Origin of the sequence: Labrys miyagiensis (assembly GCF_030160835.1) — a bacterium.
Taxonomy (GTDB): domain Bacteria; phylum Pseudomonadota; class Alphaproteobacteria; order Rhizobiales; family Labraceae; genus Labrys; species Labrys miyagiensis.
Genome location: NZ_BSPC01000032.1, coordinates 85,518 through 105,141 on the forward strand (window position 1 = coordinate 85,518; position 19,624 = coordinate 105,141).

A 19,624-nucleotide genomic window follows, 5' to 3' on the forward strand; every position below is an offset into this window, starting at 1 on the left:
GAAGATCCGCACTCCCCCGCGGCTTTGCCCTGCGCGTTCTTTGCGCCATCTGCTTGACGTCATGTGCCTCCCAGAATGCGAAGATTTACACCATGACTGCGCTCGATAGGGGCGCTCCCGTGGCCGGACGTTCTGTTGCCATTTCAGTGGCGACGGTCGGGATACCCAAATATCTCGACCGACCTCAGATTGTGCGCCGAGCAAGCGCCGTCGAACTCGGCGTCGCAGAGTTTGAGCGATGGGGCGAGCCTCTGGGAGACATGGTGCAAAGGGTGCTAGCTCAGGATCTCACCCAACGCTTGCCGCGCGGGTCGATCGTGACGACTAGCCGCACGCTGACGGGAGACGAGACATCGAGCATCGAGCTCGACCTTTCCCGCTTCGACGCGGACGCTGACGGCACTATTGTACTCGATGTGCAGTGGCGCATTCGCCGGAACGGTCGAGCATTGTCGTCGCTTCAGTCAGTGCACATAACGCGGCGTCCGGCCGACGCAACTACGCCTGCAACCGTGAAGGCAATGAGCGATGCGCTTGGCGATCTCGCGGCCCGGATCGCTGCTAAATTGAGGTGACGCCAGCCGAGCAGTCAAGAACAGCAAAGCCGCATCCAACGCTGGTGCCGTGACCGAAGTCTCCTCCTTGCCGCGAGGTTTCACCACATGCCGCTCGATGCACCTTCCGCCAGTCAGATTTCCCAAGTGATCGCACAATCAACGGCTCCTGCGTTTCTACGGGGCGCTGTAGCGGGACTGATCTCGGTTCTCGTCAGTCGGCTGGAGCGGATACTAGATCGCTCTCGGGCCATAAACACCATGCAAGGTGAGACATCGGCCATCCTCACCTTAAAGGCGGATATTCCACGCCTGGAGGAACGGGCAAGACTGGTCAACCTGGCGGTGTTTCCGGCGATCTCATCCGGGATCGTCACCACGATGCTGATCATGGTCGCGTTTGCATTGGCCTTCTTCGAACTACCTCACGAAAAGGGAGTCGCAGCGCTGTTGGTGGTGGCCGTTCTCCTCTTCACAATAGCCCCTGCGCACGTTCTCCGCGAAATTCGCATTTCGTTACGAAAGTCCGATCACTTGTGAGGTTTCTTTGCGGCCTATGTTGAGCCCGGTGAAGACCTCCGTTTTTCCCTGGCGTGCAGGAAGAGACTTCAAACTCACGATCTTGCACGCAGCTCGTGAAAACATGCAGCAAGCGCGGGTAAGACATAAATGACGTTGCACTAAACCGCTCGCGCGGTAGTGGCCGCGCGCCTTAGCGGACGGTAGTAGCCCCCCTTCCCGGGCGCTGGCTGACCCCGTCGGATTGGCACGTTCACGTGTCCAATGACGGGAGTTTAGCAATGACTAGGCGAGCCGCTCGTTCTTGTACACGCATGCAAAGGCGTCACGAAACCTCTTAAATTATGCGAATCCGGCCCATGGGAGGCACAACGAAGAGCCTCCAGTACCTCGGATCTTTCTGAGCAATTTCCTAAATGGCCCGTTGACGAGGTTAGAAAATAGCCGGAGCCGCGACGTGCTTAACCGATAATCGAAGCTCAATTCACGGCTGCGGCATCCAAAGCAAAAATGGGCCTACAGTTCTTTGCTAGGCGCTGGTGTCAGCGCAAATATCACAGTATTTCTCGATAACTAAAGTGTATTATTGCCCAGTGGTTTTGTTTTCCCGACACAAGGAGCTTTTTAATATAATGTGACTCATATATCTGTATATAATCGATTTGTTCGCGAAATCGACACCGGAGACAGATCGTGCTTCAGTCGACCATGACCGTGAACCGGCGCTTCCAACTCATCCTGGTTAAACCATCGCACTACGATGATGACGGGTACGTCATTCGTTGGTGGCGTGCGATGATTCCGTCGAATTCGCTGGCCGCAGTATACGGCATCGCCGCCGATTGTGCTGAGCGACGGGTGCTCGGGGCGGATGTGGACTTTGAAATCGAGGCGATCGACGAGACGAACACAAGGGTAGATGTCGCTGGGATCATCGGGCGTATTCGGCAACGGGGCGGTTTTGGGCTGGTTGCCATCGTCGGCGTTCAGTCGAATCAATATCCCCGCGCGCTCGACATCGCCAGGCCGCTTCGTTCCGCGGGTATTCAGGTCGCCATCGGTGGGTTCCACGTGTCGGGCTGTCTGTCGATGCTCGATGGCCATGCGGTTGAGCTCGATGTTTGCCGGGAGATGGGGATCGCGATATTTGCCGGTGAGGCAGAGGGCCGGCTCGACCAGGTGTTACGCGACGCTGCGGCGGGCGAGCTCGCGCCGCTTTATGATTTCAGAACGGATCTGCCAGCAATCGAAGGCACACCAGTGCCGTTCCTGCCAAAGCGATATGTGGCGCGCACCCTTGGGCTCAGCTCAAGTTTCGACGCGGGCCGCGGCTGCCCATATCAATGTTCTTTCTGCACGATCATCAACGTGCAGGGGCGCAAATCGCGTTACCGCTCTGCGGACGACGTTGAAGAGCTGGTGCGCCTCAACTGGACGCACGGCATCCACAAGTTCTTCATTACCGATGATAATTTCGCGCGGAACCGCCAGTGGGAGGCGATCTTCGATCGCCTCATCGAACTGCGTGAAGGCAACTCGATCCCACTAGGCTTGATGATCCAGGTAGATACTCTTTGCCATAAGATCCCACACTTCATCGAGAAAGCGAAGCGGGCCGGGGTCACGCGAGTCTTCATTGGATTGGAGAACGTCAACCCGGACAATCTCATTGCGGCAAAGAAGCGCCAGAACAAGATCACCGAATACCGCACGATGCTGCTGGCATGGAAGGCGCAGGGCATCATGACGATTGCCGGGTATATCCTCGGCTTTCCGGCCGATACGCCCGAAACCATTCGTCGGGACATTGAAATCATCAAGAAGGAATTGCCGCTCGACATTCTGGAGTTCTTCAACCTGACACCGTTGCCCGGTTCGGAGGATCATCAGATCCTCTGGAAGAGTGGTGTGGCAATGGATCGGGATCTCAACAACTATGACCTCGAACATGTTTGCGCCGCTCATCAGAAGATGAGCAAGGTTGAGTGGGAGGCTGTTTATCGCGAAGCCTGGGCGCTTTATTACACGCCGGAGCACATGGAGACGCTGCTGCGCCGGGCTGCAGCGACCGGGCAATCACTCGGGAGCCTTGTAAAAATACTCGTCCGATTTAGCACGACGGTTCGCATCGAAAAAGTGCATCCCCTACAGGACGGCATCTTGCGGCTGAAGCATCCATCGGAGCGGAGGCCTAGTCTGCCGCGGGCAAATCCCTGGACGTTCTGGCCGCGCTTCGTGTGGGAGACTATAGCAAAGCAGGCAATGACGCTGCGCACGGTCGTCAAACTGATGCTGCTGATGAAAGCGATCCAGCGTGATCCCAATGCGCAATCCTATATGGATCAGGCGCTCACCGCGGTCGGCGAAGATGGAGACGACACGCTAGACTTGCTGACCAAGACGACCGGCGCGCGCGCCGCTGTGGCTCATACCAGGAAAATCGCAGAACTGACAGGCGGCATTCCGAGAACTTGATCCAGCCGGCAGCTTCGAATAGCAGCTCCGTGATGATCAAGATGCGTTTTTTGGCGACTGAGGTTTAAAGTCGTCCGTGAAGAACGTCTAAATTGCTGATATTGCTTGAATATATTTGATATTGAGGCATTCTGTTTTTCAGGTTTCCACCCGCATGTGCGGGGACTTCCGGCAAAATGGGCGGGGATTTGGATGCGTCCGAAGGAACGGCGGGACGGTGGGCAGCGTGACCTGTTCACGTCCAGGCTCGATCAGATCGTCAATCAGAAGCACGAGCTGGTGAGTAAGCGCCTCGCCGATCACCTATGGATTTGGGCTTGACGTTTTCCGGAATCGCCGGGGCATGAGTTCCTCGATCTTGCTCTGGGGATGGCCGTTGATGATGGCGTCGAAGGTTTCGGCGAGGTAGGCGACCGGGTTGACGTCGTTGAGCCTACAGGTGGCCACGACAGAAGAGAGCAACGCCCAATTTTCGGCCCCGATTTCGTGGCCTGCAAATCAGATTCATATGCTAAATCAAGCACATGAGTTCCGAGAATGCCATCCCGGGCAACGTGTCTGAGTCACTGTGCCGCATTCATCCGGCCAGTTGCGGACGTCGGGGACCCTGGGGGCGAACCAGCCGCCAATCCAGCCCTTCGAACAAAGCCGCGAACATCGCCGGCGACATTCGCATCACGCCGTCGCGAAGCTGCGGCCAGACGAACTTCGAACTCTCGAGCCTCTTGTGCACCAGCACCGGTCCGGTGCGATCCCAGACCAAAATCTTGATCTTGTCAGCCCTCTTGGCCCGGAAGACGAAGGCCGACCCACAATACGGGTCGAGGCCGAGGATCTCCTGCACCGCCGCGGCCAACCCGTCGAGGCCGCAACGCAAGTCGACCGGACGGGTTGCCATGTAGATCTTCAGATCGCTGCCCGGCACAATCATCGCGAGGCCCGTACCGCACGGATCACCTGCGGAAGATGCTCAAGATCAACCGCCGTTCGAATGACCATATCGTCGATCACGATTTCCACCTTAGCCGGCGTCGATCTCGCTGGCCTCATCGTTCGCTCGGGCACCGATGGTTCTTCCACCATCAGCGGCGCGAACATCGGCGCCATGCTTTCCGGCAGTGCCAGTTGCCCCTGACGAAGGCGGCGACGCCAATCGTAGACCTGCCAGCGCGTCGCGCCATGCTTGCGAGCGACAGCCGCCACCTGCACCCCCGGCATCAGGCTCTCGGCCGCAATCCGCGTTCTGTCGGCCTCCGAACGAACCCGCCCTCCCGTCGGACCTTCCAGAACCTCAAGCCGGCCTGCGTAGCCAACTGTCGAGACGTCCAAATGGGCGTCCATTTTGCCGTCTGCTCCCACGGGGGTCCTCCGTCTCTCGCGTTCGCAGGTTTCTTGGCACATTCACATCATGCGCCGCACGAGGGGGACGACGTAGCGCTTACCCGCAACTCGCGGCGCGTCCACTTGCACAGGCCTCGCCGACGTGGCCGCAGCGGTAAACGCAGAACGCCATCCAGGTGATCAGACCTGGATGGCGAGTGAGTTATGACAGAAGTGGTTGCGGGGGCCCGCAACACCCGATACTTGCGCCTGGTTCAAGACACTATAATTCGGGTTGCAGCATAGCGGCTTCTGATCGACAGGGGACCGGTCATAACAACCGTTATGCGAATTCATTGTCGAGCTGGTCCTTGCCAAAAACACGATGGCGGCGTTGGACTATCGAAACCCAAAATTGACCGCGGCTTTCACCTCCGTCGACGTCTCAAGTTGACCCTGAGCGGAACTTCGAAGCGTCCGCTCCCGGGCAATCGGAACGACCCACGGAAAGGGCAGAAGTAGGGCCGTTAACGGATGGTCCGCCATAGAACGATTGAAGTGCGAGAGCAGACTTAAGAACGGAAACATTCGCGCGGTCGGTTTCGACCGGGGCTGTGCGAAACACCGTTGCCACTTGGGTCGGCGATGTGGCTGGGTGCCATTGTCGTCTCCGCAATTCCCCCCTGATCGAGCAAGCTCAACATCCGTTCAGCCGAGCACCTGCCTCATTTTATCTTGCCGCGATCTCGCGCAGGAGCTTTTTCGTGATGGCTCGTACAAAATCATGGGCACCGTTGACAACGACCAAGAAAGCGCCAGGGCCGCCTGCCCACGGATGCCGTCAAGCCGCGCTGTCCAGACATGGCAACACCCTTTCGGGCCTGGAATTCCTCGCTATGGCTTGGCTTGTACGGCGCACTCCGGCAGGCGAAACGGATTTGTGAAGCCGTTGAGTTGATCCGGCTTGGCGCAGGCGGGGAAGCCTGCGAGGCGCATTGCCTCGAGGTGGCGTTGCCGTATGGCGTCGTCGGGGCCGACCCGGTTGACGGATTCCTCGATCGATAGGGTGGGATAGCGCTTCAGAGCTTCTTGGACTGTTGCCTTTGCCTCGTCGGTCCGTCCCAATTCGGCCAAGCATCCGGCCCGTTGAACCCACGCCCATTGGGTGTAGTTATCCGGTGTCTGGCGTTCCATCACATGTAGAGCGTCTGCGCAGCGGTGAGCCATGAAATAGACAAAGCGAAACGTGCCGCTCGCCCACGGCTTGTAGTTGGGGTTGCGTTGAATGGCTTGGTCGGCCAATTGAGCCCCGCGTTCTATCTCCCCAAAGTCGGGAGCGAATGAGATGTAGTAGGTGAGGATAGCAAAGGATCCGGGATTGAGGCGCAGCGCGATGTCGAACTCGGACTTCGCGCGACCCAGGTCGTTGAGGTTGCCGACCACGCTGGCCAGAACCGCATGGGCTTCGGCATCGTTAAAGTCGAGGCTGACGGCGCGCTCGGCCGCGGCCAGCGCGGCCTTGTTTGCTGCCGTCGGGTCGGCGCCGTAGTTTGCAGACACCATGTTGGCCCAGGCAAGATTGATCCAGGCCCGCGCATAGGTCGGATCGGCCGCGATCGCCTTGTTCAGGATCGCGATCGACTCGTCGATGCTCTCGCGCGTCGGGCTCAGCTGCTTTTCGACCCCCAGGAGATTGAGTTCATAGGCCGTCAAGCTCGTCGGGCGCTTTCGACGCGCCGCGAGGAGATTGGCACTCTTGACCGGTCCATTCGTCATCTCGAACTGGCCGACGATATGGTCGGCGATCTCGGTCTGGATGGCGAACACGTCGCCAGCCGGCCGGTCCCAACGCTGCGACCAGACGTGAGCACCATTCGCGACATCTATCAATTGCGCCGTGACCCGAATTTGATCGCCGTCGCGCTGGAGTGACCCTTCCATCACATAAGCGACATCGAGGTCGTGACCGACTTTTCGCACGTCTACAGCCGTGCCCTTATAGACCTCGGTCGAATTGCGCGCGATCACCTTGAGGTCGGCAACATGGGACAAGTCGGTGATGATGTCCTCGGTAAGACCATCGGCCAACCTGCCGGTCGCCGCGTCGCCTTCAAGATTGCTGAAAGGCAGCACCGCAATCGATGGCTGGGCGAGCGCAGGCTCCCCTGGCTGCAGCCACCAGCCGACGCCCAAAAGCAGGGCAACCGTCATCAGGCCTGCTGTTCCCTCGCGCCATCGGGCGCGACCTCGCATCGCCCACCGGTGCCAGGACGGCCCCACCTTGCCCATCCTCACACGATAGGCTCGAATGGGCCGAGAGATGTTCTTAACGTGTTGCTCGCCAGCGAAGTCGAGCGGCACATCGATCTTGCCCTGCAGATTGTCGAAAGCGGTGCCCGAGATCAGCACGCTGCCCGGCTCCGCAAGCTGTTCCAGACGCGCCGCGACATTGACGCCGTCGCCGAAAAGCTTCCCGTCCTCCACCATCACGTCGCCGACATTGATGCCGATTCGGAACCGCATCCTCTCGCCCGCCGGCACATCGGCGTCAAGATCCTCAGCCCGCCGCTGAATGGCAATTGCTGCTTCCGTCGCCCTGACAGCGCTGGGGAACTCAGCGAGGATACCGTCGCCGGCGGTGTCGATAACCCGCCCGCCATAATCGGCGATGATTGGGAGAACTGCATCGAGATGCTCTCTGAGAGCACCGACGGCACGCTCTTCGTCGTGATCCACGAGGCGACCATAGCCTGCGACATCGGCCGCCAGGATGGCTGACAATTTGCGTTGCGATCGGTCTGTCATCGGAAGGCGAGCTCCGAATGCACCGTCCGTTGACTCTACTCCAAAGGGATCGCAGGTCCAGCACTGAAGGCGCACTGGCGAGGGAACAGGGAGTGCAAGAACAGGCCTATGCTGCTCACGAACATCGTGGTGCATCCGGCGAGCGGCAAGGACATAACCCTCCATGAGCTGCAGACCAGCGTCCACGGCTGCACCGCCCTACAGCGCTGACCTCAATCCCATCGCGCAGGTGTTTGCCGGGGAAGCGAGCTTGACGATCGTCGGGCACGGCATGATCACGGCCCCTTGACAATAAGAGCATATGCTCCTATTTGCGGCCTATGAGCATATGCTCTCATATGGAAAGGACCAAGGCCGTGAGCGAAGCAGATATTCTGATCAGTGGCGCGACTGGGCGGACCGGGGGTGGAGCGATCGACGAGTTGCTCAAGATGGGCAAGCGCGTGCGGGCGTATGTCCGCACCGATGATGAGCGGGCGGCGGCCCTGAGACAGCGCGGGGTCGATGTCGCCATCGGCGATTTCACCGACATCGATGATATTCGCGCTGCCATGGATGGCACCAAAGCCGCATATTTCCTGCATCCGATCGCGCCCGGGATCATCGGCGCAGCGGCGTACTTCGCGCAAGCGGCGAAGGAAGCCGGTGTCACCGCGATCGTCAACATGTCGCAGATCTCGGCGCGGCGAGAGTCCGCCAGCCATGCCGCCCAGGACCACTGGGTCTCCGAGCGGGTGTTCGACTGGTCAGATGTTCCGACAACACATCTCCGCCCGACCTTCTTTGCGGACTGGCTCGTCTACCCGCATTTCGCGAAGGAGATCTGGGCAAGGAAGACGATCGAATTTCCGTTCGCGAACGGTCGTCACGCGCCCATCGCATCCGATGACCAGGGACGGGTCATCGCCCATATCCTGACCAATCCGGAAGGCCATACGGGCAAGACGTACACGCTCACCGGCCCGGTCGAAATGAACCACACCGAGATCGCCGCCACCATGAGCGAGGTTCTTGGCGCAAAGATCGAATACGCGCCGATCTCCATCGAAGAATTCCGGAGCAAGATGGAGACTCTCTACAAATTCCCGCCGTTCCTGATCCAGCACCTTGTCGAGGTCGCCCAGAATTACCGTAACGGTATTTTCTCGGGCGCCAATGACGCGGTCGAGAAGATCAGCGGAACGCCGGCCCTCACCGTTCAGCAATTTATCGCTCAGAATCGAGCCGCATTTGCCTGAGCACGGGCCTGGACGAGCAAGGGAGCTGTACAATGTCAAACGATCAAGGCGAACGCCACCCATTCCTGGACGATCTCACTGTTGACGCGGAGCTGACCAGCTCGGTGTTGAGAGGGCCTGTGATCGGACGCGATCAGATCCGGCGCGCCGTCGACGCTGTGGGAACCTTCTACGCCTCACAGACCCCTACGTTTCTCCAGACGGTCGGTTCGCGCCTTTTTCTGGAGTACGAGGCCGTTCTGACGAACGGAGAACGCCTGAACGCCCTGGTTGTCGTCGATCACAACCCGGACGGCTCCGTGCCACGGGTGAGCGTTCGCATGAGCCCGCTCGGCTCAGTTCTCTCGCTAGCCGCGTCTCTGCGGGGGGCGCTTTCCCAGCAACTCCCCGAGAGCCTCTTTCTTTGAACCACGCACGCTCGGGCTGACGACAGCAGTTGGATGCCCGCAGCCAAGATTTTGGAAAGGCAACTCGTCATGGATCTCACCAACGCCACAGTCTTCATTACCGGCGCCAATCGCGGCCTGGGTTTGGCCTTCGCACGAGAAGCCCGTCGCCGCGGTGCCGCGAAGGTCTACGCTGGCATGCGCAACACAAGTGGTTTCGAAGAGCCCGGCATTGTTCCTGTCAGGATCGATGTCACGGATAAGGCCTCGATCGCCGCAGCCGCCGAATTGGCGGCGGATACGACTCTACTGATCAACAACGCGGGCATCGCTGCTCTGATCGACGGGCCCTTGGCGGCCGACGTCGAAGTGCAGTCGGCCCGCATGTTCGATACCAACTATTATGGCGTGGTGCGCGTCACACAGGCCTTTGAGCAAGTTCTGTCGGCCAAGCCGCAGGCGGCCATCATCAACGTGCTTTCCGACATCGTTTGGCTTCCGCGGCCCTATCTGACACCCTATGCCGCGTCGAAGACGGCTGCCTGGAGCTTCACGAACCAGCTTCGCTTTCACCTGCGAAAGCGTGGCATCCAGGTTCTTGGCCTGCATGTCGGGTTCGTGGATACCGACCTCACCAACGGCATCGATATGCCGAAAGCCAGCCCCGAGGACGTGGTGCGCCAGGCCTATGACGCCCTCATTGCCGGCAAGAGCGAGATCATGGCCGACAAGGGGACGGCGGAGTTGAAGAGTACGCTTGCCGCTGAGGTGCCCGGCTACATCAGCCCGCCGGCGGGGCTTCAATAGAAATCGAAAGGGCAAGAAAGATGCAGTCGGTCAGCCAACCGCTTGGAATCGATCAATGCAACTGCTTCGCCATGAGGAAGGCGAACCGGCAGATCTCGCGCTTTTACGACGCACACCTTGAGCCTGCGGGTCTGCGCCTTACGCAGTTCCTCACCTTGGCAGCCCTGAACGAGGTGGGGCGCACTCCTGTCAACGCCCTTGCCGGGCGGCTCGACATCGAACGGACGGCGATGGGCAAGATGGTTGGCTTTCTGGAACGTGACGGCTTGGTCAGAATCCAACCCTCGCCCACCGATGGCCGAAGCCGCGTGATCGAACTCACCGAAGCGGGGCGCCGTCTTAACGACGAAGCGGCCCCTCTTTGGAATGAAGCTCAACGACAGTTCGCGCAATTGAATGGTGCAGATAATGTCGCTGCGCTGCGAGCAGCCTTGAGCAGCATGGTCGTCGGCGTGACAAGGGCGAGCTCATCTGATGACTGAATCTCCAGACCGAGCGCTGCCTCGGAACTCAGCGCCTCTACCCTGGACCAAGCGACATGTCGTTGCGCAGTTCCGCGGCCATGAAGTCGGTGAAGGCGCATGCCGCCATACGGGTAGTTCGCCCTATTGGGAAGTAGGCGTGAACCGGAAGCTCCCCCAACCGCCAGTCGGGAAGAACCCGCACGAGCTCGCCGTTCTGCAACTCCCTGCGACACGCCCATGAGGTAGTGTGCGTACCTCTCGCCCGCGGGCGCTATGGTGCCGCAGTCCGACTTTCTGTCGAAGCGCCCCCGAACCGACCCAAAACTTCATGGGACAGGGGACGAGGCAGTCGTAGCACAGCGCATTGTGGAGTGGTTGCGGGGGCCCGCAACCCCTTTTGTCATAACTTCTCCAGCCCTTTGATTTCGTTCCGGATCGACGAATTCAAGGATGCCAAACAGCTCGCCGCGTAGCTCGGCGTGCACCTCGCCGCGCCTGTCGCCCGGCGTGAGCACGATCTCGCCGATCAGCGAGCACAATGCCTCGGCAGCCTGGCGGCCGCCCTCGTGGTCAGCAAGCGTCAGCGTGAACTGCTCCACACGCTTGCGGTAGAGGGTGGCGATGTTGGGATGCAGGTCGGGAACATCGGTGGGAGCCTTTGCCAAGCGTTCAATGACCTCAGCCTTCTGTCGCTCCAAATCTTCCATGCGGGCCTTCATGGTCGGCTGATACAGGCCATCTTCGATCGCTGACATCATGCCTGCGATGGCGCGCTCTATCTTGTCGAGCGCCTTGCGATCTTGTTCGCTCCGAGCGCGGCGCTCGTGGTTGAGCCGGTTGGTTTCCTGGGCATAGGCCCGCACCGCCTCGGCCACGGCATCGGCCGAGACCAGCCTTTCCTTCAGGCCCGCCACAGCTCGTCCTCGACGATCCTGAGATGCGGCACTTCGGTGCGGATCCATTTGCTCGGCGGATTGGCTCGTGAGACGCGCCTGCCGGTGGCAGGATCCTTGATGAAGCGCTGGCGGTTCCACACCAGCACCCCGGTGTAGAGTTCATTGTTGATGATGCCGTTGCCTCGGATCACATGCCCTCGCACGCTGGTATCGCCCCAGTGCCGGCCGAGCGGACCGGGAATGCTATCCGTGTTGAGGTCAAGGGCGATGGCCTTCGGGCTCTTGCCTTCAGTGTATTCGCGGAAGATGCGGCGCACGATGGTTGCTTCTTCCGGCACGATCTCGCGATCACCGCGGACCGGCTCGCCTTCGGCGTCGAGCTTCTTCATCACCCGGTAGCCGTAGCATAACCCTCCCCCGGCCTTGCCCCTCTCCACCCTGCCCCGCAGACCGCGATGGGTTTTCAGGGCAAGATCTTTGAGGAACAGGGCATTCATGGTGCCCTTGAGGCCGACATGCAGTTCGCTGATCTCGCCCTCGGCCAGAGTGACGATGGCGACGCCTGTGAACTTCAGATGCTTGAACAGCGTGGCGACATCGGCCTGGTCACGGCTGATACGGTCGAGCGCCTCGGCCAGCACGATCTCGAACAGGCCACGCTGGGCATCGCGCACCAATTGCTGGAAACCCGGTCGCAATACCGTGCTGGCACCGGAGATCGCCGCATCCTGATAGATTCCCGCCACGCTCCAGCCTTCGAGGTTCGCATGTTCGCGACACAGCCTGAATCGGTCCTCTATGGAGGCTTCCCGCTGGCTGTCGGAGGAGTAGCGGGCATAGAGCGCGGTACGAGTCATCTGTCTCTCCGTTCGGTTCAATCGTCTTCGGCCTCAGCCTGTGGTCGACCAGCCATACGGCATCCATTGTCATTGGCGGCGCGCCGGGCCTCGAACTGGTCCCGCGCCATCTGGCGTCCAATTAGCCTGGCGATGTCGAGCACCACCCGGTCCACTCGATCTGTCCGCTGGCAAGGTGCGGGGCCTTCATCTTCTGGTTCACCCAAGGACGGGCGATTGTCACTGGCAGGCTTGCGTCCTTCCGAGGGTGATTTTTGATCCTCTGCCATGCTGTCGCTCATTCCGTTTTTCGGGACAAGCGGATAGGAAGCGATGGCAGAAACAGATTGAAAAGCCTGAAAACAGCCTCGTCGTACCCTGGCGTTTAGATACTTGCTGTCGGCGGTTTTTGCGTGGATCCCAGATATCACCTTTTCCGATGAGGTGAAGACCGTCACGATTCCAATTCGGCGATCGGAGAATAGCGAGAAGCATTCGCGGTTCTCACCAATGGCCGCCATGAGGCGGCAGGACGTGCGCTCGTGCATATCATTACACCATTCGATCTTCCCGGCCGAACGTCCCTGCCTTCTCTTGCGTCTGCCTTGGAGCGCCATGCTCCCTATTAGCCTTATCTGCTTGGAGAGCCCCTGCCAGGCCAGTGACAGACGGTCAAGGCTGGCGCGGCACGCGCCACCGCGTAGCGGCTTGGCCTTGAGGGGCTGGCGCTGGTCCGGCTCCCTGGCGACAAGTAGGATCAGCTGGTCCTGACGGGATCCGCCATGGAATGGGTTTCGAAGCTCTCCGAGTTAAGCTCGCCTTTAAATCCTTGCCCTTCGTCCCGCACCTGCACAAAGGTGCCGGTTTGTGAAAGGCGCCGGAGATCGGCAAGCGCGGATCGGATCTGTGGCCAGGGGAACTCGGCGCATTCCTCCGACGGTTCGCCGGAGTGGATAAGGGCTGCAAGCTTGGCTCCGATCCCGGCGAGCGAAGATGCCGGCGTCGACCACAGGCGATCGGCCAATTCCTGCTCACGATCCATCGCCAGTTCTTCTTCATGAAGGGCGACAGAGTAGCCGATTGCCCTATCGGCCTCGTTCCAGCGTTCATGATGGGCCGTAAGGCGCGCCATGACTTCATTCCGCTTGGTCGCGACAGCGGGATAGGCTTTGATCAGCCTGTCGAGTTCACCAGCGGATGAAATTCGAACGAGCTTGAGCGCGTCGGGCACGACCACCACCGCATAGGGCATTCCCACTGTGCGCTGGAGTCTCGTCTCCAGGCGTTGTTGCTTGCGGCATAAGGCGAGGGTTTTCCCTTGCGCCGTCTGCCATTCCTCCCAGGCCCGGATGGCGGGATCGGCAAATGCACAGACACTCTGGGGAGTGGTCGCCCCGCACGGCAGAAGCGATGCGGCCGAGGCGGCGAAACTCGTGGAGATCATTCTCCTTCGCGAAATGAAAGGCAGAGTCGTGCTAACCTCAGAATCAGCCATGATCCGAGCTCCTGAAAGCTTGGTTGTGGTTAGGTCGGATTGCGTGGTGACACACGCATCCGGCCGCCTAGTGCGAGCGAGATGATATAGAGCACCGCGGCGATGATCAAACAAAATCACTACACTGTCGTGAAATGAATGAACGCGACACAATGCAAAATGGCGCGAGTTGCGCTGGGCTGGGGTGTTCGGGAGCTTGCGACAGCTGCTAAAGTTTCAACGCAGACGGTAACTCGTTTCGAGCGTGGCGACCATTTGAAGACCCTGACAATCAAGATCCTCCAGATCACACTCGAAGAGGCTGGTGTGGAGTTCATCGCCGAGAATGGTGGCGGAGTTGGGGTACGACTTCGGAATAAATCAGCAGGCCAACAGCGCTGGGGTGATTGAGAGCCATTGGTACATTCCAGTCGCCGAGCCTATACTCGAAGGCCTCGTTCGTCCGGCATCGGGCCCACACCCATCTCACCCCTGCTCCAGCGCATGCAGCAAGACATGCCCATGCGAGATCCAGGGGAGACCTTGAGCCTGCGCTAATAGCAGCCGAGTTGATCGACCCCTATGGGAAGGCACTCGGCCGGCACGACCTTGACCGTCCCATCCTGTAGAAGAATCGCGATGGTGTGGTCAGGCCAAGCCAACCTCGACCAGCTTGGGAAGACGATCGCTTATCCCCACAATTAACCCTCGATCGTCCTCGCCACATTCGCATGGGATTGACCGGCGCACGATGATGCCACTGATCTTATTGCCGAGAGAGTGATGCCGACCGCTGTCTTAGTGTCATCCATCGTTTCAGCTCCGGCAACGGAAAAGACTTGACGCATCGGGCTAAGTTGGCTGCGGATTGAGTCAGGCCCTGCGTGCAGTGCTGCCATTGCGGAGACTGCGTTGCAAAATGGGCATTACAAGCGGCAACAACGTCTTCCTGCTTTGGATTACTGTTGGAATCGATGCGAATGTTCTGGCAAGTTGGAGCGCAAGCTCCAAGTCCCAGCACCATGACAATAAGCACGCATTGAATTTTCGCAGCTAGCGCCTGCGATCGACTGCATACATATGGGAAACTCGCCCGACGATTGTCATCCGAGGATGGCTAATTGACGGTCAGTGGATCCTCAACATCTTCCCGGTTAGACCCTGATAAACACCTTCCGCCATGTTCCATTTATAATTGAGTTGCAACTCATCATGTTGGTTTGTGTATGTGACAGTCAGATATCTTAGTTTCCCTCCTACATTTTCATAATAGCAGTAGAGGTGCGTTTCGTACGCCGAGGGCTTATCGCGATTTATCATTGCGACAACTTTATAGGAAACCAAATTGCCGATCTTTTCCGTATAAGCGGGGTCGATTGGAAAATACCTAACAACCGAATACACGCCAGCCTCGCTGTATTCCCCAGTGCGGCCCCCTGGAAATGACGCATTTGAATACTTCACAAATCCGTTGAGGCACTGATCCAGGGCTGCCCCCGTTATGGTTTTGGGGCTGCGTGCCGCTGTCTTTTGCAGAGCATCGTTCAACTGTGCCTGCTGCTGCATCGGTGCGCAGGCCGATATGCTCAAACCTAAACCTATCAGCGCAACTATCTTCAGAGAGAAACTCTTCATTCCAGTCGTCACTCCGTTCCTTGGTCAGTTAACTCGCCCTATCTCTCCTTGAACGCCTCGGACGTCACCTCGACGATGGGCGAGAACACATATTCGAGGATCCTGCGGCTGTCGGTCTTGATCTCCACAGTTGCCGCCATGCCAGGTGTCAGCGGCACATCGTGACCATCGGCGCTCATGATGGTCTTGTCCGGGACCAGCGTGACCGGGAACACCAGGTTCTGCGTGCGCTCGGCGCCGGCGAAGGTGGCGTTGGAGATTTGCGCGGCCGGATTGCCTTCGAGCTCTTTGGCATCGGGCTCGGGGATGGCGTCGGTGGCGACGTTGGTGACCTTGGCGGTGATGGTGCCGTAGCGGGTAAAGGGGAAGGACTGGATCTTCACCACCGCCTCCTGCCCCGCCTTGACGAAGCCGATATCGGTGTTGAGCACATAGACCCGCAGCTCGAGCTTGGAATCGTCGGGCACAATGCGCATGACCTCCTGGCCGACGGTGACGACCTGGCCGACATTAGTGATCACCGATTCCTGCACCGTGCCGGAGATGGGGCTGAGGATGGTCTTGTGCTCCCGCTCAGCCGTGGCCTTGGCGAGCTTCTGGGTGAGGTCATCGATCTGGCGCTCGGCATCGCCGAGCTTCTCGGCATTGTCGCTGATGAAGCCCTGCAGCGTTTTGTCGATCTCGCGCTCCAGCACGGCCGCGCCCGCCTCCGCGTCGGCCAGTTCGCCCTGCTGGATCGCCTCTTGCGTGATCTGGTATTTGAGAGTCTCGGTCGCGTCGATGACGCTCGACTTGGTGTCAGCCTGCTTAGCTGCCGCCGTAGAGCGCATCGTTACGCGATCCTGCAAGGTTGATATCAGCGATCTCTGTGTCTCGATCGTTGTCGCGAACTTGTCGCGAGCCAGCAGTTTTTGCTCCCGCTGCGCCCTGAGGGAGGCGAGGTTCGAGGAGAGCTGGCCGATGTCGCCATTCAAGACGTTCTGCTCGCGCCTTAGCAGGACATCAGGAATGTCGTCGCTCCATTCGATCGCCGGCACAGGATCGAGCTTCTGGTCCCCCGCCGCGGCGATGGCGGTGCGCCGGCGGATCGCCTCGGCCTTAAAGGAAGCGAGTTGCCGGTCGAAAGCGATCTCGTCCGCCACCTCCTCGGTATCATCCAGCTTTAGGAGAACGTCGCCTTCTTTGACATGCCCACCGTCTGCCGGCGGCAATGTCCTGACCTTGCCGGTCTCGAGCGGCTGCACGATCTTGACCTTGCCGGTGGGCTCGAACTTGCCCTGCGCCGAGGCGATGATGTCGATGCGCCCGATATAGGCCCAGATCAGCGCCGCGGCGACGAACAGGCAGATGATGACGATCAGCGCCATGCGGATAGGGGACGGCGGCGTCTCCAGGATCTCCAGGGCCGGCGCCAGGAACTCCTGGTCCGAGCGCCGCGGCTTCAGCCGTCGCGGCGGCGGGATGGGGGTGCCGGAGGGCGGTGGGGACTGGGCGTTCATGCGGCACTCGCCTGGTCGTTCTGCAGGGCCCAGAGCCGGGCATAGACACCATCGGGACGGGCGAGCAGCTCGGCATGGCTGCCGGCCTCGACAATGCGGCCCTCCGCCATCCCGATGATGCGGTGGCAGGGGCGCACGGCCGCCAGGCGATGGGCGATGATGATCACCGTCCTTCCCTGCACGATCTCACGCATATTGGTCTGGATCACCCGCTCGCTCTCATAGTCCAGCGCCGAAGTCGCCTCGTCGAAGATCAGGATGGGCGGGTTGGTGGCAAGGGCTCTCGCGATGGCGATGCGCTGGCGCTGGCCGCCGGAGAGGTTGGCGCCGCGCTCCTCGATGATGGTGTCATAGCCCGCCGGGAGCTTGGAGATGAACTCGTCGGCGCCAGCGAGCTTTGCGATGGCGATGACATTGGCCCGCGGCAAGGCCGGATTGGCGAAGGCGATGTTGTCGTGGATGGTGCGGTTGAACAGGAGGTTCTCCTGCAGGACCACGCCGATCTGGCTGCGCAGCCAGGCCGGATCCACCTGGGAGAGATCGGCGCCGTCGAGCAGCACCTGCCCCTCCTCCGGCAGATAGAGGCGCTGGATCAGCTTGGTGAGGGTCGACTTGCCCGAGCCGGAGGCGCCGACAATGCCGATGACCTCGCCAGGCTGGATGGCGAGCGACACAGACTTGAGCACTTCCGGCGCGCCGGGCCGGTAGCGGAAGCTGACCTGCCTGAGTTCGATCAGGCCGCGCGGCGGCGGCAGCACCAGGCTGGTCTGCGGGGAACGCTCCATCGGCGTGTTGAGGATGTCGCCGAGCCGGTCCATGGAGATCTGCACCTGCTGAAAATCCTGCCAGAGCTGGGAGAGGCGCAATACCGGCGCCGTGACCTGGCCGGCGATCATGTTGAAGGCGACCAGTGCCCCGACCGAGAGCTCTCCATCGATCACCGCCTTGGCGCCGAACAGCAAGAGCAAGGCGGTGGAGAGCTTGGAGACATATTGGATGGCATTTTGGCCGCCGGCCGAGAGCATGGTGGCATCGAAGGCGGTGCGTACATAGGAGGCGAGGCGCTCGGCCCATTGGGCCTGCATCACCGGCTCGACCGCGCCGGCCTTCACCGTGTGGATGCCGACGATGGCTTCCACGAGAAATTGCTGGGAGACGGCGCCGCGGTTGAACTTCTCCTTGATCATCTCGCGCAAGGAAGGCCGCACCAATACGGCGATCAGGATATAGAGCGGGATCGAGCCGATGACGATGAGGGTGAGCTTCCAGGAATAGGCCCAGAGCACGGCGATGAAGACGAGGGTGAAGACGAGGTCGATGGCCGAGAACAGGCCCTGCCCGGTCAGGAAGGAGCGGATGGTCTCCAGTTCCCGCACCCGGGCCACGGTCTGGCCGGCCGACCTCGTCTCGAAATACCCCAGTGGCAGACGCAGGAGATGGTGGAACAGTTTTTGGCCGAGCTCGACATCGATGCGGTTGGTGGTGTGGGAGAGCGCGTAGCTGCGCAGATATTGCAGCACGACGTCGAAGATGCCTATCCCGGCAATGCCGGCGACCAGCACGAACAGGGTGGAGTAGCCCTTGTGGGTGAGCACCTTGTCGACCACGACCTGGAAGAACAGGGGTGTGACCAGCGCGAAGATCTGCACGAACAGCGAGGCCAGCAGCACATGGGCGAGCGGCTTGCGATAGCGCCAGATCGAGGGCAGGAACCAGCCGAGGCCGAAGCTGCGTGGATCCGAGCCTGCCCCGCGCAAGCGCCGGCCGATCAGCACGACCTGGCCGCCGATCTCAACCAACAGGGCTTCGAGGCTGAGCTCGCGGTCGATCCGGGTGATGGGGTCGACCAGGCGGAACTTGCCATTTGGGTTCTTGCCGCCGAAGACATGGAAGGAGCCGTCGGCCACCCGCACGATGGCCGGCACGGGGATGGTCTCGATACGCTTGGCATTGACACGCGTGACCACACGAGCCTTCAAGCCGATCATCGCGGCGGCGCGCACGAGGTCGCGCTCGGTGGCGAAACGCCCGGTGAGGGCCAGTTCCTTGGCCAGGTGCTTGGGATCGGCGGCGATGCGGTAGAAGGCCGCGATGCCGCACAGCGCATGCAAGCCGGAATCGAGCAGCTCGGGCGGGGCAGCGGCGGAGTCAGAGGTGTCCATAGCGGCTCGAACTTTGGGGGCAGACGATGGCTGCATATGTGAAGAGGGAGATCATCTGGTCCAGCCGCCATGAGTCATGGTGTCGATACCGTTGGCGGCAAGGCCATAGCCGTCGAAGGCGCTGCCCTGCGGCAACACCGTTGCCGTGCCCGCCTGGGTCCAGGGTGCCAGTGTGTTGATCCAGCTGTCGGAGACGTGAAGGGAAGCCTCGCTCGCCTGCGGTTGGCCAGACGACGAGACCTGCACCGAACTGGCTGATGTCGGTGACCAGAACGCCCTGTGATCACTGACGACTGGTGCGTAGACGAAGGGTGCCGCGGGGCCGAGTCCATGCGTCTCGGCCGTGGCATCCGGGCTTCTCCGAAAATTAAGACCAGGACTTCCGATCCATTCGTTGTCCGAGATGGAAGCTGCGGAATGAGGGGAAGCGGGCAGAAACCCGACCTGCTCGGTCATGAAGACACCAGGAAAGACAAAAATAGAGATTGCACTTGCTGTCCAACAGCAGTTGCGGGGGCGCCGGGCAGATGAACTGCCCGGCCATTGTTTGGGGT

20 protein-coding genes and 1 pseudogene are annotated in these 19,624 nt (G+C 60.2%); 8 read left to right on the plus strand and 13 right to left on the minus strand.

Annotation, left to right across the window (positions count from 1 at the left end):
• Positions 1-92: 92 nt before the first annotated feature.
• The 3 genes from QQL24_RS18440 to QQL24_RS18450 all read left to right on the plus strand — a co-directional run bounded on the left by QQL24_RS18440 (position 93) and on the right by QQL24_RS18450 (position 3,548).
• The gene (locus QQL24_RS18440) at positions 93-575 is read left to right on the plus strand and encodes a PqiC family protein (RefSeq protein WP_284313758.1); all 483 of its coding nucleotides are present in this window, start codon (positions 93-95) and stop codon (positions 573-575) included.
• A gap of 87 nt (positions 576-662) precedes the next feature.
• Positions 663-1,094: a DUF2721 domain-containing protein gene (locus QQL24_RS18445; protein ID WP_284313759.1), complete on the plus strand. Its 432-nt coding sequence runs from the start codon at positions 663-665 to the stop codon at positions 1,092-1,094.
• Positions 1,095-1,781: 687 nt separating this feature from the next.
• Complete coding sequence (locus QQL24_RS18450) at positions 1,782-3,548, plus strand: B12-binding domain-containing radical SAM protein (RefSeq protein WP_284313792.1); 1,767 nt, start codon at positions 1,782-1,784, stop codon at positions 3,546-3,548.
• A gap of 303 nt (positions 3,549-3,851) precedes the next feature.
• On the opposite strand, the gene QQL24_RS18455 is transcribed toward QQL24_RS18450, so the two are convergent.
• The 5 genes and pseudogenes from QQL24_RS18455 to QQL24_RS18470 all read right to left on the minus strand — a co-directional run bounded on the left by QQL24_RS18455 (position 3,852) and on the right by QQL24_RS18470 (position 7,649).
• Entirely contained in the window at positions 3,852-3,995 is a 144-nt protein-coding gene (locus tag QQL24_RS18455; protein ID WP_284313760.1) for a transposase domain-containing protein, read from the minus strand.
• Between the two features lie 130 nt (positions 3,996-4,125).
• Entirely contained in the window at positions 4,126-4,479 is a 354-nt protein-coding gene (gene tnpB / locus QQL24_RS18460) for an IS66 family insertion sequence element accessory protein TnpB (RefSeq protein WP_284313761.1), read from the minus strand.
• A complete protein-coding gene (locus QQL24_RS18465; protein WP_284313762.1) occupies positions 4,476-4,889 on the minus strand; it encodes a transposase in 414 nt (137 codons plus the stop codon). Before QQL24_RS18465 ends, tnpB begins: the two co-directional genes overlap by 4 nt.
• Positions 4,890-5,598: 709 nt before the next feature.
• Positions 5,599-5,682 (minus strand): annotated as a pseudogene (locus QQL24_RS36710) (hypothetical protein); the annotation flags it as partial.
• Between the two features lie 80 nt (positions 5,683-5,762).
• Entirely contained in the window at positions 5,763-7,649 is a 1,887-nt protein-coding gene (locus QQL24_RS18470; protein ID WP_348536470.1) for an adenylate/guanylate cyclase domain-containing protein, read from the minus strand.
• A gap of 380 nt (positions 7,650-8,029) precedes the next feature.
• Between QQL24_RS18470 and QQL24_RS18475 the strand changes: the two genes are divergently transcribed.
• The 4 genes from QQL24_RS18475 to QQL24_RS18490 all read left to right on the plus strand — a co-directional run bounded on the left by QQL24_RS18475 (position 8,030) and on the right by QQL24_RS18490 (position 10,586).
• Complete coding sequence (locus QQL24_RS18475; RefSeq protein ID WP_284313764.1) at positions 8,030-8,911, plus strand: NmrA family NAD(P)-binding protein; 882 nt, start codon at positions 8,030-8,032, stop codon at positions 8,909-8,911.
• 32 nt (positions 8,912-8,943) lie between these two features.
• On the plus strand, positions 8,944-9,318 hold the full coding sequence (locus QQL24_RS18480) for a hypothetical protein (RefSeq protein WP_284313765.1): 375 nt from the start codon (positions 8,944-8,946) through the stop codon (positions 9,316-9,318).
• A gap of 69 nt (positions 9,319-9,387) precedes the next feature.
• Positions 9,388-10,104, plus strand: a complete 717-nt coding sequence (locus tag QQL24_RS18485) for an SDR family oxidoreductase (RefSeq protein WP_284313766.1) — start codon at positions 9,388-9,390, stop codon at positions 10,102-10,104.
• 20 nt (positions 10,105-10,124) lie between these two features.
• Positions 10,125-10,586, plus strand: a complete 462-nt coding sequence (locus tag QQL24_RS18490; protein ID WP_284313767.1) for a MarR family winged helix-turn-helix transcriptional regulator — start codon at positions 10,125-10,127, stop codon at positions 10,584-10,586.
• Positions 10,587-10,894: 308 nt separating this feature from the next.
• On the opposite strand, the gene QQL24_RS18495 is transcribed toward QQL24_RS18490, so the two are convergent.
• The 4 genes from QQL24_RS18495 to QQL24_RS18510 form a co-directional block, all read right to left on the minus strand.
• A complete protein-coding gene (locus tag QQL24_RS18495) occupies positions 10,895-11,482 on the minus strand; it encodes a hypothetical protein (protein WP_284313768.1) in 588 nt (195 codons plus the stop codon).
• Positions 11,470-12,321: a recombinase family protein gene (locus QQL24_RS18500; RefSeq protein WP_284313769.1), complete on the minus strand. Its 852-nt coding sequence runs from the start codon at positions 12,319-12,321 to the stop codon at positions 11,470-11,472. The genes QQL24_RS18495 and QQL24_RS18500 overlap by 13 nt, the downstream gene beginning before the upstream one ends.
• 17 nt (positions 12,322-12,338) lie before the next feature.
• Positions 12,339-12,848 (minus strand): hypothetical protein, encoded by a 510-nt coding sequence (locus QQL24_RS18505; protein WP_284313770.1) that lies wholly within the window; start codon positions 12,846-12,848, stop codon positions 12,339-12,341.
• A 209-nt stretch (positions 12,849-13,057) separates the two neighbouring features.
• Positions 13,058-13,795, minus strand: a complete 738-nt coding sequence (locus QQL24_RS18510) for a hypothetical protein (RefSeq protein WP_284313771.1) — start codon at positions 13,793-13,795, stop codon at positions 13,058-13,060.
• Between the two features lie 138 nt (positions 13,796-13,933).
• On the opposite strand from QQL24_RS18510, the gene QQL24_RS18515 reads away from it, so the two are divergent.
• Complete coding sequence (locus QQL24_RS18515) at positions 13,934-14,185, plus strand: helix-turn-helix domain-containing protein (RefSeq protein ID WP_284313772.1); 252 nt, start codon at positions 13,934-13,936, stop codon at positions 14,183-14,185.
• 717 nt (positions 14,186-14,902) lie between these two features.
• Here QQL24_RS18515 and QQL24_RS18520 read toward each other — a convergent pair.
• From QQL24_RS18520 to QQL24_RS18535, 4 genes are read right to left on the minus strand one after another with little or no spacing between them, the layout of a single operon-like run.
• Entirely contained in the window at positions 14,903-15,409 is a 507-nt protein-coding gene (locus tag QQL24_RS18520; protein WP_284313773.1) for a hypothetical protein, read from the minus strand.
• 38 nt (positions 15,410-15,447) lie between these two features.
• Positions 15,448-16,908 (minus strand): HlyD family type I secretion periplasmic adaptor subunit, encoded by a 1,461-nt coding sequence (locus QQL24_RS18525; protein WP_284313774.1) that lies wholly within the window; start codon positions 16,906-16,908, stop codon positions 15,448-15,450.
• On the minus strand, positions 16,905-19,070 hold the full coding sequence (locus tag QQL24_RS18530; RefSeq protein WP_284313775.1) for a type I secretion system permease/ATPase: 2,166 nt from the start codon (positions 19,068-19,070) through the stop codon (positions 16,905-16,907). Before QQL24_RS18530 ends, QQL24_RS18525 begins: the two co-directional genes overlap by 4 nt.
• A 51-nt stretch (positions 19,071-19,121) precedes the next feature.
• Positions 19,122-19,526: a hypothetical protein gene (locus QQL24_RS18535; protein WP_284313776.1), complete on the minus strand. Its 405-nt coding sequence runs from the start codon at positions 19,524-19,526 to the stop codon at positions 19,122-19,124.
• Positions 19,527-19,624: the final 98 nt, after the last annotated feature.